This is a genomic window from Sorangium sp. So ce131 (assembly GCF_051519095.1).
Taxonomy (GTDB): domain Bacteria; phylum Myxococcota_A; class Polyangia; order Polyangiales; family Polyangiaceae; genus Sorangium.
Map to the genome: position 1 here is coordinate 6,033,765 of NZ_CP150455.1, position 14,586 is coordinate 6,048,350.

The following is a 14,586-nucleotide window of genomic DNA, read 5'->3' on the forward strand; positions in this document are numbered from 1 at the left end:
AGAGGGGCGCGTCAGAGGCGACCGGACGCAACCTGGACCAGGACGTCCGCCCGCAGCACCCGCGCGCCGCGCGGATGCGGCACACGCCGCGCGGATGACGGCACGCGTCGAGGCGCGGATCGAGCGGGATGCCCGCACGCGAAGGGACGTGTGCCCGCGCGCGCCGAGCGCAGTTGACGGAGCGGCGGCGCCCCTTCAATACGGGGCCGCCATGCCCGGCTCCATCACGTTCCACCGCGCCGCCACGGCGGCGCGCGGCATCCACTTCCTCCGGGGCACCCGATGACGACCGCGCACCAGCAAGACGGCGGGGCTGCCGGCGCGGCCCCCGAAGGAGCAGGCGTCGCGCACCTTCCTCTGCCGGAGGCGCCGCGCGAGGCGAGCGCCCCGCGCGCGGGGAGCGCCGCGCGGCCGATGCCGACGCGGCTCGCCTGCGGGCTCGCGGCGCTCAGCGGGTTTCTCTACTTCCTCGGCTTCCCGGGGATGGATCTCTGGCCGATCTCGTTCTTCGGCCTCGTCCCGCTGATCGTGGCGCTGCGCGGGCAGACGCCGGGGCGCGCGGCGCTGCTCGGCTGGATCGCCGGCTTCGTCATGACGATGACCGGCTTCTACTGGCTGCTCGAGATGCTGAAGGTGTTCAGCGGGTTCCCCACGATCCTCTGCGTGCTCTTCATGGCGATCCTGTGCGCCTACCAGGCGGGGCGCATCGCCCTGTGCGGCTGGCTGTACGGCCGCGCCGAGGCGCGCGGGTGGCCGGGCCCCGTGGTGTTCGCGCTCGCGTTCGTGACGAGCGAGCTCGTCTATCCCCTGCTCTTCCCCTGGTACTTCGGCTCCTCGGTCCACAACGCGCCGGTGATGGCGCAGGTCGCCGATCTCGGCGGCCCGTACCTCGTCGGGCTGGTGCTCATCGCCGCGAACCTCGCGATCGCCGAGCTCGTGATGTTCCGGCTGGATCGCCCGACGTCGAGCGCTGCGCCGCCTCCCGGCGTGGAAGGCCGGGCCGCCGGCGCGATGTTGTCCGGTCGCCCGCTGAGCCGCGTGCTGCTCGCCGTGGGCGTCGCGGTCCCCGCCCTCGCGGCCGTCTACGGCGTCGTCAAAATGCGGAGCGTGGACGCGGCGATCAGCGGCGCCGAGCCGATCAAGGTCGGCATCGTCCAGCCGAACCTCGCGCTGTTCGACCGCCGGAACGCGGAGAAGATCCACCTGAGCCGGACCCGGGAGCTCGCGAGCCAGGGGGCGGGCCTCGTCGTGTGGAGCGAGGCCGGCGTGCCGCGGTCCTTCCGCGAGTCGTCCTACAAGCGCGAGGTCCAGCGGTCGCTCACGAGCCGCCTCGGCGTCCCGACGGTGGTCGGCACGGTCATCCACCGGCTCCCCGCGGCGGCCAACGAGCGCGGCGTCAGCTTCAACACGGCGCTCATGGCCGGCGCGGACGGCGAGATCCTGGGCCGGTACGACAAGCAGTACCTGCTCGCGTTCGGCGAGTACCTCCCGCTCGGCGAGCAGGTCCCGTACCTGTACACGCTGTCGCCGAACTCGGGCCGCTTCAGCCCGGGGACGTCGCTCGAGCCGCTGCAGTGGAACGGCCACCGGCTCGCGGCGATGATCTGTTACGAGGACATCCTGCCCCACTTCGTGAACAAGCTGGTCGCGCACGGCGACCCCGATCTCCTCGTGAACCTCACGAACGACGCCTGGTTCGGCGACACCACGGAGCCGTGGATCCACCTCGCGCTCGCGAAGATGCGGGCGATCGAGCACCGCCGCTACCTGGTCCGCGCCACGAACAGCGGCGTCTCCGCGATCGTCGATCCGGCCGGCCGCGTCGTGGTGCACAGCGACACCTTCAAGGAGCAGTCGATCCTCGGCGAGGCCCGGTTCATGCGGGCGCGGACCGTCTACGGGATGGTGGGCGACATCCCGTGGTACGTCGCCGCGGTCGCGAGCGCCGCGATGGCGTTCGTCTCGAGGCCGGAGCGCTGGCGGCGCCGGCGCGAAGCCTGAGCTCCACGGAAGCATGGGGGGGACCACGTCCAGCGTTGGGGGCTCCCAAAGACGACGAGAGCGCCGGCGGGGGGCTGTGCGCGGCGGCGCGCGGGGGGGCGCGATCCAGCACCGACCGAGGTGCCATGAGCTCCCAGTCTCCTCCACGTCTCAGGCGCGCCTTGTGTGGCGCGCACCATAACGTCCCAGCCAGCAAGGCCCGAAGGGAGACATGCCGGGCGGTGTTCTCCTGCGCAAGCTCTCACGCCGCCAGCCTAGGCGGATGGCGAGCGCCCCCCCGCGCGCCGCCGCGCACAGCCCCCCGCCGGCGCGGCCCCCCCGCTAGAGCTTCATCGCCTTCTTGAACCGCTTCGCGTCCGCGAACATGTCGACGTTCGTGAAGACGTACGTCGCGTCGTCGTGCTTCGCCCCGCGCGCGATCTCCGCGAGCCGCTCGATCGCCGGATCCTCGTAACGCGACTTGTGCCCCGCCGGCCCGTGCAGCCGGTAGTAGGCCACCTTGAGCCGCGAGAGCCCCGCCGTCAGCGGATCGCGCGCGGCGAGCGCGCCGACCTCCTGCGTGAGCTCATCGCTCTCGTCCGGATCCCAGCCCGGCGGCGGCTCGAAGACGACGCGCTCGAAGCGCTTCTTCACGTTGATCAGGAAGTCGCGCAGGATCGCCTTGTTCGCGCGCGTCGGCGTGAACTCCGGGGGGCCGACGAAGACCGCGCTCTTCGCCTCGAGCTCGTCCGCGACGGCCTCGATGCTCTTCAGCGCCGTCTCGATGACCTTGCCGTCCCGGAACCCCTCCTGCCCGATCTCGCGCGGACCCAGCAAGGCGAAGCGAAACCCGACCGGAGCTTCGCGCCGCCAGCGCCGGATCGTTCCAGGTCCCGGGAGGGACACGTGGGTCTCCTGCACCTCCACGAACATGAACTCGCGGAAATAGCGCGTCGCTGGGACGGGAAAACCGGCGCAGCCGACGGTAATCATCGCCCCCACCCTAGCCCACGCGTGCCCCGGCGAGAAGCCACACGGATGGATTTCTCGATCGGCGCGCTCGGCCCCCCTGGGCGCCCCTCGGCCGCTCGCCGTCCTCGACCGGGGCCGGGACGACGCCGCGCGGAGGATCCGCGCGCGCAGGGCGCCGGCTTACTCCTCGCCGTCGCGGTGCGGCGCCGGCGCCGGCGCCGGCGCCGGCGCCGGCGGAGAGCCCGGGCGCGCCCCGGCGCCTTCGGCGCGCTCGAACGGCAGCGCGAGAGCCCCGCCGGTGCTGCGATCGAGCTTGCGCTGCAGGCGGGCTCGGCGGCGGGCCTGCGCGGGCTCCGGCTCGGCGGTGCCCTGGTCGGCCAGCTCGAGGGCGCGGGCGAAGGCGCGGACGTGGTGCTCGTAGAGCTTCGCCAGCTCGAGCCGCACCGCGGGGTCGTCGACCTCGGCGGCGAGCGCCTCGTAGTCCGAGAGCGCCCGCGCCTTGTCCCCGCGCGCCTTCGCGATGTCGCCGCGCGCGCGGCGCGCGACCGCGCCGCCGCCCCGCTCGACCGCCGCGTCCGCGAGCTCGGCCGCGCGCTCGAGCGCGCCCGCCCGCCGCAATGTCGCGGCCACCCCGGCGAGATCACCCGCGGCGAGGCTGCCGAGCGGCTCGCCGTAAAGGCCGACCAGCGCGACCATCGCGAGCACGTCGGCGGCGTTGTGCTCGACGACCCCGAGCAGCGCGTCCTCGTCGCCGGTGCGCAGGAAGTGGGCGTAACACGCGACGATCTCGCCGCCGGGGACGTCGCCGACGCGCACCCGGCCGAGCACGTCGTGCTCCAGGGCGATGAGCGTCCGGGTCTTCAGGCGGGCCTTGTGGATGCGGCGGGCGACGTGGACGAGGTCGAGGTGCGGCAGCTCCGGCGGCGGCGGCAGGCGGTTCATCACGTAGCGCGTGCGCAGGAGCGGCATGTCGAACGCCTTGCCGTTGTACGTGACGATCATCGAGGCGGCGGCGAGGCGCTCGGCGAGGCGGCGAAGGATCGGCTCCTCCTCGCCGAGGCGGCGCAGCAGGAGCTGCTCCATGACGAAGCCGTCCGACGAGGGCTCGCCGAGCGGGCCCGCGCTCGCCGCCCCGGGGTCGAACCAGGCGAGGCCGACGAGGAACGGCACCGTGCCCGTCCCCCCGGCGAGGCCCGTGGTCTCCGTATCGAGGAACAGGGCGCGCCGCACGTCGCACGCGGCGAGCGCCGGGTCGAGCGCGAGAAGCGCGAGCATCGCCGGGTCGGCGTCGCGCGCGGCCACGAGCGGCGCGCGGCCGACGCGGGCCGCCGCGAGGGAGCGGGTGCGGTTCACGTAAAGAGGACCGCCGGGCGTCTGCTCGACAAAGAAGGGGAGCTCGCCGCGCGCCGGATCGGCCCGGGGCGTCGGGGGCGCGCCCCGGGCGACGATGCGGGAGATGCGATCGCGCAGCTCGTCGAGGGAAGGTCGGCCGCCGGGCGCCGCCGCAGGGGGGGCCGGCGGCGCCGCTGCCGCGGGCGCGGCCGCAGGGGCGGCCGCCGGCGCAGGGGGCGGCGGCGCGGCGGGCGCGGCCGCAGGGGCGACATCGTCCACCGCGGGGCCGCGCGCGAACGCCTCCGGCGCGGGCGGAGGGCCGTCCGGCGCGGGCGCGCGCGGAGGGCCGTTCGGCGCGGGCGCGCGCGGAGGGCCGTTCGGCGCGGGCGCGCGCGCGGCGCCGCTGCGCTGCTCCGTCGGGAGCGGTCCGAGCCGCGCGAGCTTCGCCTTGAACGACGTCATCGACCGGTCGCGAGACTTCCACGCCCGGCACTGCGCATCAAGTCAGTGGTCCGGCGCCCTTGACGACGCCGCCGAACCGCGCCCGGATCGCGGCGAGCACGTCGTCGGCCTGCCGCTCGGTCGCGGCGCGGTCGCCGGCGTTGTCGATGACGTAGTCGGCGACCGCGACCTTGTCGGCGAGCGGCAGCTGCGCGGCGAGCCGGGCGCGCACCTGGGCCTCGGTCGCGCCGTCGCGCGCGATCGCGCGGGCGATCTGGACCTCCTCGGGCACCGCGACGACCACGAGCGGCCGGAACGCGTCGGCGATCCGGTTCTCGACGAGCAGCGCCGCCTCGTAGCAGGCCAGCGGCTCGCCCCGGGCCTCGAGCGCGGCGGCGCGCTCCGCCGTGAGCGCCGCGATCCGCGGGTGCACGATCGCGTTGAGCTGGCGGCGCTTCGCCTCGTCGGCGAACACCGCCGCGGCGACGCGGGCGCGGTCGAGGGATCCGTCCGCGAGCAGCACCTCCGGACCCAGGGCGCGGACCACCTCGGCGAGCCCCTCCGTTCCCTTCGCCACGACGTCGCGGGCGAGCGCGTCGGCGTCGATGACCGGGAGACCCTGCGCGCGAAACCGCGCGGCCACCGTGCTCTTGCCAGAGCCGAGGCCGCCGGTGAGCCCGAACAGCACGAGCCCCATCGCGGCCTCAGGCACCAGGGAGGGCGGCTCGCACCCCCTCGCCTGTGAGGCGACGCATCACGCACATGGAGGTGTCGCTCGCCCCGCATCCGGGACGTTTCCGGTGGGGCTGCTCTCGCGCGCGCGGCGTCGCCGGCGCCGGCCCCGGCGCGCGGGCGGCGGCGCCTGCGCGCCGCGCCGGCCGGGGGCGCCGGTTCTGCTCGTGACCACCCATGGCCCCGGAGCCTACCCCAGCGGTGCGCCGGAGCCGCCGAGTTTCGGCGCTTCCGGCGCTTAAGAAGTCCGCTTCTCCGGGAATGCAACTACCATAACGGGGTGGTGGCAAAGATCGATGATCGGCCGGAGTCGAGCTCGCACGCCGCGTTCGATCGCTCGGACGTGCACCGTGGCTCGCCGGACAAACAGCTGGCGGCGTGGCTGTCCGAGATCGACGTCGGCGTGATCGAGATCGACGCCGAGCAGCGCGTGGTGCGCTTCAACGGGGCGGCAGAGCGGCTGACCGGCTGGTCGATCGTCGAGGCGCGCGGCGCGCTCGTCGATCGCGTGCTCCGCCTCATCCCGGCGGCGGGCACGGCGAGCGGGGATCAGGAGCTCGACGTCGGCGAGGAGATGACGGCGCTGTTCGACGAGGGCGCGCCCGCGAAGCCCGCGCCGGCGCTCGCGCCGCGGCGCGAGCCCGCCGTGCCGCTCGCGCCGGTGATCATCGACGAGGGCGCGCTGCGCGCGGAGGGCGCGGTGCGCGCGCCGCTCCCGGCGCCCGACGCGGGCGCGGCGAGCAAGCCGCCGCACGGGCGGTACACGGCGCTGCTCGAGCGCCGCGACGGCTCGGTGATCCCCGTCCTCCACACGATCGGCGCGCTCGCCGGGCGGCCCGCGCGCGAAGGCCAGCGCGACGCGAAGCCGACGCCGCCAGGGCAGCTCATCCTGTTCCGCGAGCTCGGCGCGCCGGGGCCGGTGCCGATCACGCCGGCGAAGCCGCGCTACGACGCGCTGACGCGCCTCCTGGATCGGTACGCGATCATCGATCGCATCGAGGAGGCGCTGAACGACTGCCGCCGGACCAACACGCCGTACGCGCTCTGTTACATCGACCTGGACCGCTTCCGCCTGGTGAACGCGACCTGCGGGCACGAGGCGGGCGACGATCTGCTCCAGTGGGTCGCGACGCGCGTGCACGAGATCGTCGGCCCGAGCGACGCGGCGGGGCGCATCGGCGGCGACGAGTTCGTCCTCCTGCTCGCGAACAAGACGGAGCGCGAGGCGGAGCGGATCGCGCGCGATCTGCAGATCTGCCTGCTCGAGTTCCGGTTCGGGTGGGCGGAGAAGACGTTCTCGATCGGCGCGAGCATCGGCCTCGTGGTGCTGGGCCCGCACTTCGAGCGGGCGGTGGACGTGCTCGGCGCCGCCGATCACGCGTGCCGCGTGGCGAAGGAGAACGGGCGCGGGAGGCTGCAGGTCTACCTCGAAGACCAGCAGATGACGACGAGCCGGCGCTCGATGCAGTGGGTCGCGAGCCTGCAGCGCCACCTCGCCGAGGGCCGGCTGCGCCTCTACGCGCAGGGGATCCACCCGCTCGTGAAGCCGGGCGCGGCGCACGGGCCGCGGGGCGCGCACTTCGAGGTGCTCGTGCGGCAGCTCGGCGACGACGGGCGGTTCTACTCGCCGGTCGGGATCATCCAGGCGGCGGAGCAGAGCGGGCTGATCCACGTCATCGATCGCTACGTCGCGCGGCAGGCGTTCCGGCTGATCGGCGCGCTGCCGCAGCACGCGCTGCGGCGCCTCGACACGTGCTCGATCAACCTGTCGGGCGTCTCGCTGCTCCGCGAGGGGCTGCTCGACTTCCTCGTCGAGCAGCTGCACCGGGCGCAGGTGCCGCCGAGCAAGATCTGCTTCGAGATCACCGAGACGGCGGCGCTCGCGAACCTCGGCGAGGTGCTTTGGTTCATGCAGGAGCTCGGGGCGATGGGGTGCCGGTTCGCGATCGACGACTTCGGCAGCGGGCACGCGTCGTACGGCTACCTGGAGAGCCTGCCGGTCGACTACGTGAAGATCGACGGCATGTTCGTGCGCGATCTGCAGGACAACACGCTCCACCGCGCGATCGTGGAGTCGGTGCACCGCATCGGCGACACGCTCGGCATCAAGACCGTCGCCGAGCAGGTGGAGAACCAGGAGATCGCCGACCTGCTCACGTCGATGGGCATCCACTACGCGCAGGGGTGGCACTTCGACAAGCCGCAGCCGCTCGTGGACCTCTGCGCGTCGCTGCGCGCCCAGGGCGAGCCGAGCGACCCCGGGATGTCGGATCCGCCCGCGGGCGGCGGCGGATGACCGCGGGCGGCGGCGGATGACCGCGGGCGGCGGCGGATGACCGCGGGCGGCGGCGGATGACCGCGGGCGGCGGCGGATGACCGCGGGCCGCCTCGGATGACGACCGCGTCGCGCGGGCGGCGCTAGCCGAGCAGCGCCGACGTCGTCGTGAGCGTGACCCCGGCGGCCTGCATCTCCGCGAGCGCGGCGGCGACGCCGGCCTCGGTGATGCCGGCGACGGCGTCGGTCAGGACCGTCGTGCGGTAGCCGCGCTGGGCGAGGCCGAGGGCGGCGGCGCGGACGCAGTAGTCGGTCGCCACGCCGTAGACGACGAACTCCGGCGCGGCGCCGAGCGCCGCGGTGAGGTCCTTGAGGAACCCCTCGGCGAGCGGGTTCGCGAACAGGCTGTAGACCTCCTTCTCGAAGTACACCGCGTGGATCGTGCCCGTCGCGAGCTCGCGCACCGCCGCGTCGACGGGCGCCGCCGGGACGTTCGGGAGGAAGCGGAAGCGCGGGGGAAGCGTGCCCTCGACCTTCAGCCAGCCCGGCGTCCCCTTCACGCAGTGGTCCGGGAAGCCGGGCTTCTTGCCCTCCGGGGCCGGCGTATCGTTCGACGCGAACTCCCACGCGTCCCACGCGTGCGAGTCGACCGAGCCGACGATCGGGATCCCGCGCGCGACGGCGTGCTCCGTCAGCTGCCGGAACACGTCGTTCGGCGAGCCCTTCACGTAGAGCGCGCCGGCCTCGTCGCAGAAGTCCCGCTGCACGTCGACGTCGACGAACACCCTCGGGGGCGACGATCGCGGGGTCAGGTTGCCACTCACCATGTCCTCTCTCCTCTTCGTGCGGAGGCGCTCGGCCTCGAGGAGGCGACGCGCGGCGCGGCGCCTCGGCGCTTACGGGTCACGTCGCGCCGGGGGCGACCCGGGCGCGCACGGCCTCCACGAGCGCGCCGAGCGCCGGCGAGACGTCGACCGCGACGGGCGCGCCCGGCTGGGGGGCGGCGTCGATCCGCCGCAGCGCCTCCGGCAGGGCGCCGAGCTGCTCGCGCACGCGCGCCCGCACGGCGCCGAGCCCCTCGGGCGGCGCGAGGCGCGCGCCCCGCTTCATCACGGGCGCGAGCAGCGGCTCGGCCCCGGCGGGGATCGGCTCGCTCTCGAGCGCGATGACGTCGCGCGAGAGCTCGCCGGACGCATCGCGGAAGCGATGCACCTGGTGCGCGCCGGGCAGGGTCGCCTTCCCCTCCGAGAACTTCGCGATGGGCACGCGGGCGGCGCCCGGCTCGACGCCGTCGATCTCCACGAGCTTGTAGACCCCGCCGAGCGAGGGCGCGTCGATCGAGGTCACGAGATCCGTCCCGACGCCGTAGACGTCGATGGGCGCGCCGGCGCGCCGGAGCTCGGCGATCCGGTGCTCATTGAGATCGCCCGAGGCCACGATCTTCGCCGACGTGCAGCCGGCGTCGTCGAGGATCTTGCGCACGGCCACGCTGAGCGCGCGGAGATCACCGGAGTCGATCCGCACCCCCTTCAGCTTGTCGCGCGCGACCGCCGCCGCGCGCGCGGCCCCGACGAGCGTGTCGTACGTGTCGATGAGCAGGATCGCCGCGCTCGGGAAGACGGCGACGTAGCCCTCGAACGCGGCCTCCTCCGTCGGGTGCGCCATGGTCCACATGTGCGCGGCCGTCCCGAGCACCGGGATGCCGAAGCGCATTCCGGCCTCGACGTTCGAGGTGCCGACGCACCCGACCGCGTACGCGGCCCGCGCCGCGTCGATGGCCGCCTCCGGGTGCGCCCGGCGGGTCCCGAACTCGATGACGCCGGCGTCGCCTGCGGCCAGGACGATGCGCGCGGCCTTCGAGGCGACCGTGGTGGCGTGGTTGACGGCGGACAGGGCGAACGTCTCGATGAGCTGCGCCTCGATGAGCGGCGCCGTGACGCGGAGGAGCGGCTCGTTCGCGAAGAACACCGTGCCCTCCGGAACGGCCCAGACGTTGCCGTGGAAGCGGAAGCTCCGCAGATAGTCGCAGAACGCCGGGGTCATCGCGTCCGCGAGGGCGGGGAGAGCGCTGAGGTAGGCGATCTGCTCGTCGGTGAAGCGGAGCTGCTCGAGGTAACGCACGATCCGCTCGAGGCCCATCGCGACCAGGAAGCGCCGGTGGCTCGGCAGCCGCCGGACGAAGAGCTCACACGTCGCGACGCGCGAGGCCATGCCGCGGTGGAAGTAACCCGCGGCCATCGTCAGCTGGTAGAGATCCGTGTGCAGCGCGTCCACCACCCATGGCTAGAGACGCTGGACGGAAGGGTCAACCTGAACATCACGCCGCGGACGCGCGGATCATGGCGCGTGGTGTGCCCGGATCTCCGCGGCGTCCGCGGCGTCCGCGGCGTCCGCGGCGTTTCGATGCTGCCGGCGGGCTGCTAGGCGGGCGCGCCGCCTTCGCGGGCCGCGCGGCGGCGCTCCCGGGCAGGGCGCGGCTCGGCTAAGCTCCGCGGCCGTGGCGGCGAAGATCCTGGACGGCAAGGCGATCGCACAGAAGGTCCGCGAAGAGGTGCGGGAGGGGGTGGCCCGCTTCGCGGCCGCTCACGGGCGGCCGCCGGGCCTCGACGTGCTGCTCGTCGGCGATGATCCGGGCAGCGTGACCCACACGCGCAACAAGGAGAAGGTGTCGAACGAGCTGGGCATGCGGGGCCGGCTCCACCGGCTCGCCGAAGGCACGACCGAGGCGGAGCTGCTCGCGCGGATCGCCGAGCTCAACGCGGACGACGCCGTCGACGGGATCCTCGTCCAGCTGCCGCTGCCGGGCCACCTCCGCGAGCACCGCGCCCTCGACGCGGTCGACCCCGCGAAGGACGTCGACGGCCTGCACCCGGTGAACGCGGGGCTGCTCGCGCTGGGTCGCCCGGGCGGCCTCGCGCCGTGCACGCCGAGCGGGTGCATGCGCCTGCTCGCCGAGGCGGGCGTCCCGATCGCCGGCGCCCGCGCGGTGGTGGTGGGGCGGAGCAACCTCGTGGGCAAGCCGATGGCCGCGCTGCTGCTGGCGCACCACGCGACGGTCGCGATCGCCCATTCCCAGACGCGCGATCTGCGGGCGCTCTGCCGCGAGGCGGACATCCTCGTCGCCGCCGCGGGCAAGGCGAAGCTCATCGGCGGCGACTGGATCAAGGAAGGGGCCACGGTGATCGACGTCGGCCTGAACCGGGACGAGGCCGGCAAGCTGGTGGGCGACGTCGACTTCGAGGCCGCGAAGGAACGCGCCGCCTGGATCACGCCCGTGCCGGGCGGCGTCGGCCCCATGACGATCGCCGCGCTGCTCGCGACGACGCTGCGCGCGGCGGAGGCGCGGGCCGCGAAGCTGCCGCCGTGACCGCGCGGGGACCGAGCGCGGCGGCTCGACCCGCGACGGCGGGGGCGCTCGGGCTCGCGCTCGCCGCGCTCGCGGGCTGCAGCGACGCGGCGGAGAAGAGCGACGCGCCGCGGGCGTCGACCGGCGTCAGCGCGGCGAACGGCGGCGCGGGCGGCCATGCCGGCGCGGGCGGCCACGGCGGCGGCGCCGCGTCGGCCGGGAGCGGCGCGGGCGGCCACGGCGGCGGCGCGGCCCTGGCGCCGGTCGAGACGATCCTCGCCGAGCTGCGGGCCGACCGCGAGGCGGCGCTGCTCGCGCACGCGGCGCGGACCGGATGGCCCGTCCCGGTGGACGGCGGGTACCTGTTCGTCTCGACGAGCGATCGCCTGCGCCTGCTCGCGGGCGATCACGACGGGTGGTCGGGCGCGGAGATGACCGGCGACGCCGGCTTCCACTGGATCGTGCGCAGCGTGCCCTCCGGCGCCCGCTACAAGTTCACCGACAGGACCGAGTGGGCGGCCGATCCCTGGTCGCGCTCCTGCATCTACGACGAGTTCGGCGAGATGAGCCTCGTCGCGCCCCAGGCCGCGCACCTCGATCGCCACTTCGGCGTGGGCGACGCGGCGATGGCGCCGCGCACGGTGCGCGTATGGGTTCCGGACGGGGACGTGGATCGGGTCCTCTACGTGCACGACGGCCAGAACCTCTTCGATCCAGCAGGCCCCGCGGGCGGCTGGCACCTGCAGGATCACGCGCCGACGGGGGTGCTCCTCGTCGGCATCGACAACACCCCGGCGCGGCTGTTGGAGTACACCCACGTCGAGGATCGCATCGAGGACGGCGGCGCGCTGACCGGCGGCAACGGCGACGCCTACGCCGACTTCCTGAGGGACACGGTCCGGCCCTTGATCCGGGCGCGTTACGGCGAGCCGGGGCCGGTCGGGATCCTGGGATCGTCGCTCGGAGGGCTCGTCAGCTTCCACGCGGCCGCGCGCCACCGGGGCGAGTACACGTTCGCCGCGAGCCTCTCCGGCACCATGGGCTGGGGCAGCATCGGGGCGGACGTGCACCACGAGACCATGATCGAGCGGTACGCAGCGCACGCCGAGCCCGCCGCGACGCTCTACCTGGACTCGGGCGGCGACGGGGGCTGCTTCGACGACGACGGCGACGGCATCGAGGACGACGACGAGGCGGCGACGGACAACTACTGCGAGAACCTCCAGCTGCGGGGCGTGCTCACGAGGGCCGGGTCGCCCTACGTGGAGGGCGTGAGCCTGTTCTACGCCTGGGCGCCGGGCGCCGAGCACGACGAGGCGGCGTGGGCGGCGCGCGTCGCGGAGCCCCTCCGGATCTTCGCGGCGCTGTGACGAAGACAGCCGCGACAGCGAGCAGCGCCGAGGGCGCAGCGGGGGCCCTCTCCCCCGCCGAGGGCGCAGCCGCGTTCGTGGCGCGCGAGACGGCGGTCGCCTGCCCGCCGTTCGTCCCGGAGGTGAAGCTCCACCTGGCGACCGAGGTCACGCCGCTGTGGCACGCGACCGAAGCGGCGCTCGCGCGCGCGGGGGTGCCGCCGCCGTACTGGGCGTTCGCTTGGGCCGGCGGGCAGGCGCTCGCGCGGTACCTGCTCGATCACCCCGCGGCGGTCTCGGGCAAACGCGTGCTCGATCTCGCCGCCGGCGGCGGGGTCGTCGCGATCGCCGCCGCGCGCGCCGGCGCGGCGCACGTGAGCGCCGCCGACATCGATCCGTTCGCCGCCGCCGCGCTCTCGCTGAACGCGGCCCTGAACGGCGTCTCCCTCGCCGTGCTCACCGAGGATCTCACGGAGAGCGACGCCGACGGCGGCGCGTGGGACGTCATCGTGGCGGGCGACGTCTGCTACGAGCGCGCGATGGTGGACCGGGTGCTCCCGTGGCTGCGCCGGCAGGCCGGGCGCGCGGGCGCGGTGCTCGTCGGCGATCCGGGGCGCACGTACTGCCCGTCCGATGGCGTCGAGGAGCTCTCGCGGTACCTCGTCCCGACCTCGCTCGATCTGGAAGGCCGCGCGCACCGCGAGACGCGCGTGCTGCGGCTGCTCGCCGGCGGGTGAGGCGCGGCCCGCGCGCGGCGGCAGCGAACCGGTGGAACGTGGAGCGTCGAGCGCGGCGCGCGGCGCGGCCGCCGTCGCGGCGCCGTCCACCGCCTCACAGCAGGTGGCGCGCCTTGATCTCGAGGTACCGGTTGATGAGGCCCGGCGTCAGCTCCGAGGTGCCCACGTCGAGCACGAGCGCGCCGTGCCGCTTCAGATCGCGGATCAGCCGGTCGCGGTGGCCCATGAGCTCCGCGGCCGCGCCCTTGACGTAGAGCTCGGCGTCCGACGCGGCGCCGCCGCGCTCGCGCGCCGGCTCCAGGAGGCCGTCGACGTCGCTGTCGCGGAACAGCACGCAGAGCGGCAGGTGCCGCGGCAGGAGGCCGCGCGTCTGCCGCAGCAGCTCGCCCGCGGCCACGTCGTCCACCACCTGCGTGAAGATCACGACCAGCGTGCGCTTCCGCACCCGCATCGACAGGGCGGCGAACGCCTCGGCGTAGCTCGTCTCCACGAGCTCGGGGTGCAGGTCGTACCCGGCCTGGACGATGCGGTGGGCGGCGCGCGGGCCGCCGGCCGGGGGGGCGAAGCACCGGACGCCGTCCGCGAACGCCATGAGCCCCACGTGGTCCCCGCCGCGCGCCGCCACGTGCGCGAGCATGAGCGTCGCGTTGAGCGCGTGGTCGAAGAGCGAGAGGCTCCCCGTCTCCGCCGTCATCAGCCGGCCGGCGTCGAGCAGCAGCATGATGCTCTGGTTGCTCTCCAGCTGGTACTCGCGCGAGATGAGCTTCTGCCGGCGCGCCGTGCCCTTCCAGTCGATCGACCGGTACTCGTCCCCGCGCCGGTACTCGCGCAGCCGCTCGAACTCGCTCTCCCCGCCGCGCCGGCGCGACGCGCGGAACATCGACTGCTCGCGCTCCTGCCGGGCGAGCAGCTCGTAGGCGCGCACCGCCTGCACGTCCGGGTAGACGCGCACCGGCGAGCTCGACGCGACGCGGATCTGCCGCGTCCACAGGCCGAGCGGCGACGGGTAACGGACGTGGTGATCGCCGAGGGCGAAGGCGCCGCGGCGGTTCGGCTGGACGTGGTAACGGAGCTCCGCGCGGCCGCGGGCGGGGAGCTCGGCGGCGAGGGGCAGGTCCTGCGCCTCGGCCGCCTCGAAGAGATCGTCGCGGACCGCCACGGTCAGCGCGCGGCGCGCGGTCGACCTGAGCTCCAGCGTCACCGGGCTCGGCCGCCCGATCGACAGGACCCGCGGCGCCTTGCGCCGCACCGACACGAGCGGCCGCCGCGCGAGCGCCGCGTCGAGCGCCGCCACGAGCGCGATGCCGGCGTCCGCGGCGAGCATCGGCCAGAGCACCGTCCGGTCGAGCAGCGTCAGCGCGGCGAGCGCGAGCGGCACCACCGCGAGGAGCACGAGGGCACGCGACGGGATCACCGCGGCGC

11 protein-coding genes are annotated in these 14,586 nt (G+C 74.7%); 5 read left to right on the top strand and 6 right to left on the bottom strand.

The features are described from left to right. Positions 1 to 282: 282 nt before the first annotated feature. Positions 283 to 2,001: an apolipoprotein N-acyltransferase gene (lnt, locus tag WMF43_RS21870; RefSeq protein WP_437683013.1), complete on the top strand. Its 1,719-nt coding sequence runs from the start codon at positions 283 to 285 to the stop codon at positions 1,999 to 2,001. Positions 2,002 to 2,322: 321 nt separating this feature from the next. On the opposite strand, the gene WMF43_RS21875 is transcribed toward lnt, so the two are convergent. From WMF43_RS21875 to coaE, 3 genes are all read right to left on the bottom strand, one after another. Then, entirely contained in the window at positions 2,323 to 2,973 is a 651-nt protein-coding gene (locus WMF43_RS21875; RefSeq protein ID WP_437683015.1) for a DUF72 domain-containing protein, read from the bottom strand. Positions 2,974 to 3,132: 159 nt separating this feature from the next. Beyond that, positions 3,133 to 4,746 carry a ribonuclease H-like domain-containing protein gene (locus WMF43_RS21880; protein ID WP_437683016.1) on the bottom strand — a complete coding sequence of 538 codons (1,614 nt, stop codon included), beginning with the start codon at positions 4,744 to 4,746 and terminating at the stop codon, positions 3,133 to 3,135. Between the two features lie 37 nt (positions 4,747 to 4,783). After that, positions 4,784 to 5,437 (bottom strand): dephospho-CoA kinase, encoded by a 654-nt coding sequence (gene coaE, locus WMF43_RS21885; RefSeq protein WP_437683018.1) that lies wholly within the window; start codon positions 5,435 to 5,437, stop codon positions 4,784 to 4,786. 303 nt (positions 5,438 to 5,740) lie between these two features. Between coaE and WMF43_RS21890 the strand changes: the two genes are divergently transcribed. Then, positions 5,741 to 7,753, top strand: a complete 2,013-nt coding sequence (locus WMF43_RS21890; protein ID WP_437683020.1) for a putative bifunctional diguanylate cyclase/phosphodiesterase — start codon at positions 5,741 to 5,743, stop codon at positions 7,751 to 7,753. A 122-nt stretch (positions 7,754 to 7,875) separates the two neighbouring features. Here the strand turns inward: WMF43_RS21890 and WMF43_RS21895 are convergent, their stop codons facing one another. Beyond that, a complete protein-coding gene (locus WMF43_RS21895) occupies positions 7,876 to 8,559 on the bottom strand; it encodes a cysteine hydrolase family protein (protein ID WP_437683021.1) in 684 nt (227 codons plus the stop codon). 76 nt (positions 8,560 to 8,635) lie between these two features. Further along, positions 8,636 to 10,006: a nicotinate phosphoribosyltransferase gene (locus tag WMF43_RS21900; RefSeq protein WP_437683023.1), complete on the bottom strand. Its 1,371-nt coding sequence runs from the start codon at positions 10,004 to 10,006 to the stop codon at positions 8,636 to 8,638. A 223-nt stretch (positions 10,007 to 10,229) separates the two neighbouring features. Between WMF43_RS21900 and folD the strand changes: the two genes are divergently transcribed. From folD to WMF43_RS21915, 3 genes are read left to right on the top strand one after another with little or no spacing between them, the layout of a single operon-like run. Then, positions 10,230 to 11,099, top strand: coding sequence for a bifunctional methylenetetrahydrofolate dehydrogenase/methenyltetrahydrofolate cyclohydrolase FolD (gene folD / locus WMF43_RS21905; RefSeq protein WP_437683025.1), 870 nt, complete (start codon positions 10,230 to 10,232; stop codon positions 11,097 to 11,099). Next, positions 11,096 to 12,448 (top strand): alpha/beta hydrolase, encoded by a 1,353-nt coding sequence (locus WMF43_RS21910; RefSeq protein ID WP_437683027.1) that lies wholly within the window; start codon positions 11,096 to 11,098, stop codon positions 12,446 to 12,448. The genes folD and WMF43_RS21910 overlap by 4 nt, the downstream gene beginning before the upstream one ends. Next, positions 12,445 to 13,164: a class I SAM-dependent methyltransferase gene (locus tag WMF43_RS21915; protein ID WP_437683029.1), complete on the top strand. Its 720-nt coding sequence runs from the start codon at positions 12,445 to 12,447 to the stop codon at positions 13,162 to 13,164. Before WMF43_RS21910 ends, WMF43_RS21915 begins: the two co-directional genes overlap by 4 nt. A 94-nt stretch (positions 13,165 to 13,258) precedes the next feature. Here WMF43_RS21915 and WMF43_RS21920 read toward each other — a convergent pair whose 3' ends face one another. Continuing rightward, entirely contained in the window at positions 13,259 to 14,578 is a 1,320-nt protein-coding gene (locus WMF43_RS21920) for a DUF58 domain-containing protein (protein WP_437683031.1), read from the bottom strand. Positions 14,579 to 14,586 lie beyond the last annotated feature (8 nt).

Bases quoted from the DNA above. Each gene is read 5' to 3' on its own strand.
- lnt (WP_437683013.1), top strand. From the start codon at position 283: ATGACGACCGCGCACCAGCAAGACGGCGGGGCTGCCGGCGCGGCCCCC.
- WMF43_RS21875 (WP_437683015.1), bottom strand. From the start codon at position 2,973: ATGATTACCGTCGGCTGCGCCGGTTTTCCCGTCCCAGCGACGCGCTAT.
- WMF43_RS21880 (WP_437683016.1), bottom strand. From the start codon at position 4,746: ATGACGTCGTTCAAGGCGAAGCTCGCGCGGCTCGGACCGCTCCCGACG.
- WMF43_RS21895 (WP_437683021.1), bottom strand. From the start codon at position 8,559: ATGGTGAGTGGCAACCTGACCCCGCGATCGTCGCCCCCGAGGGTGTTC.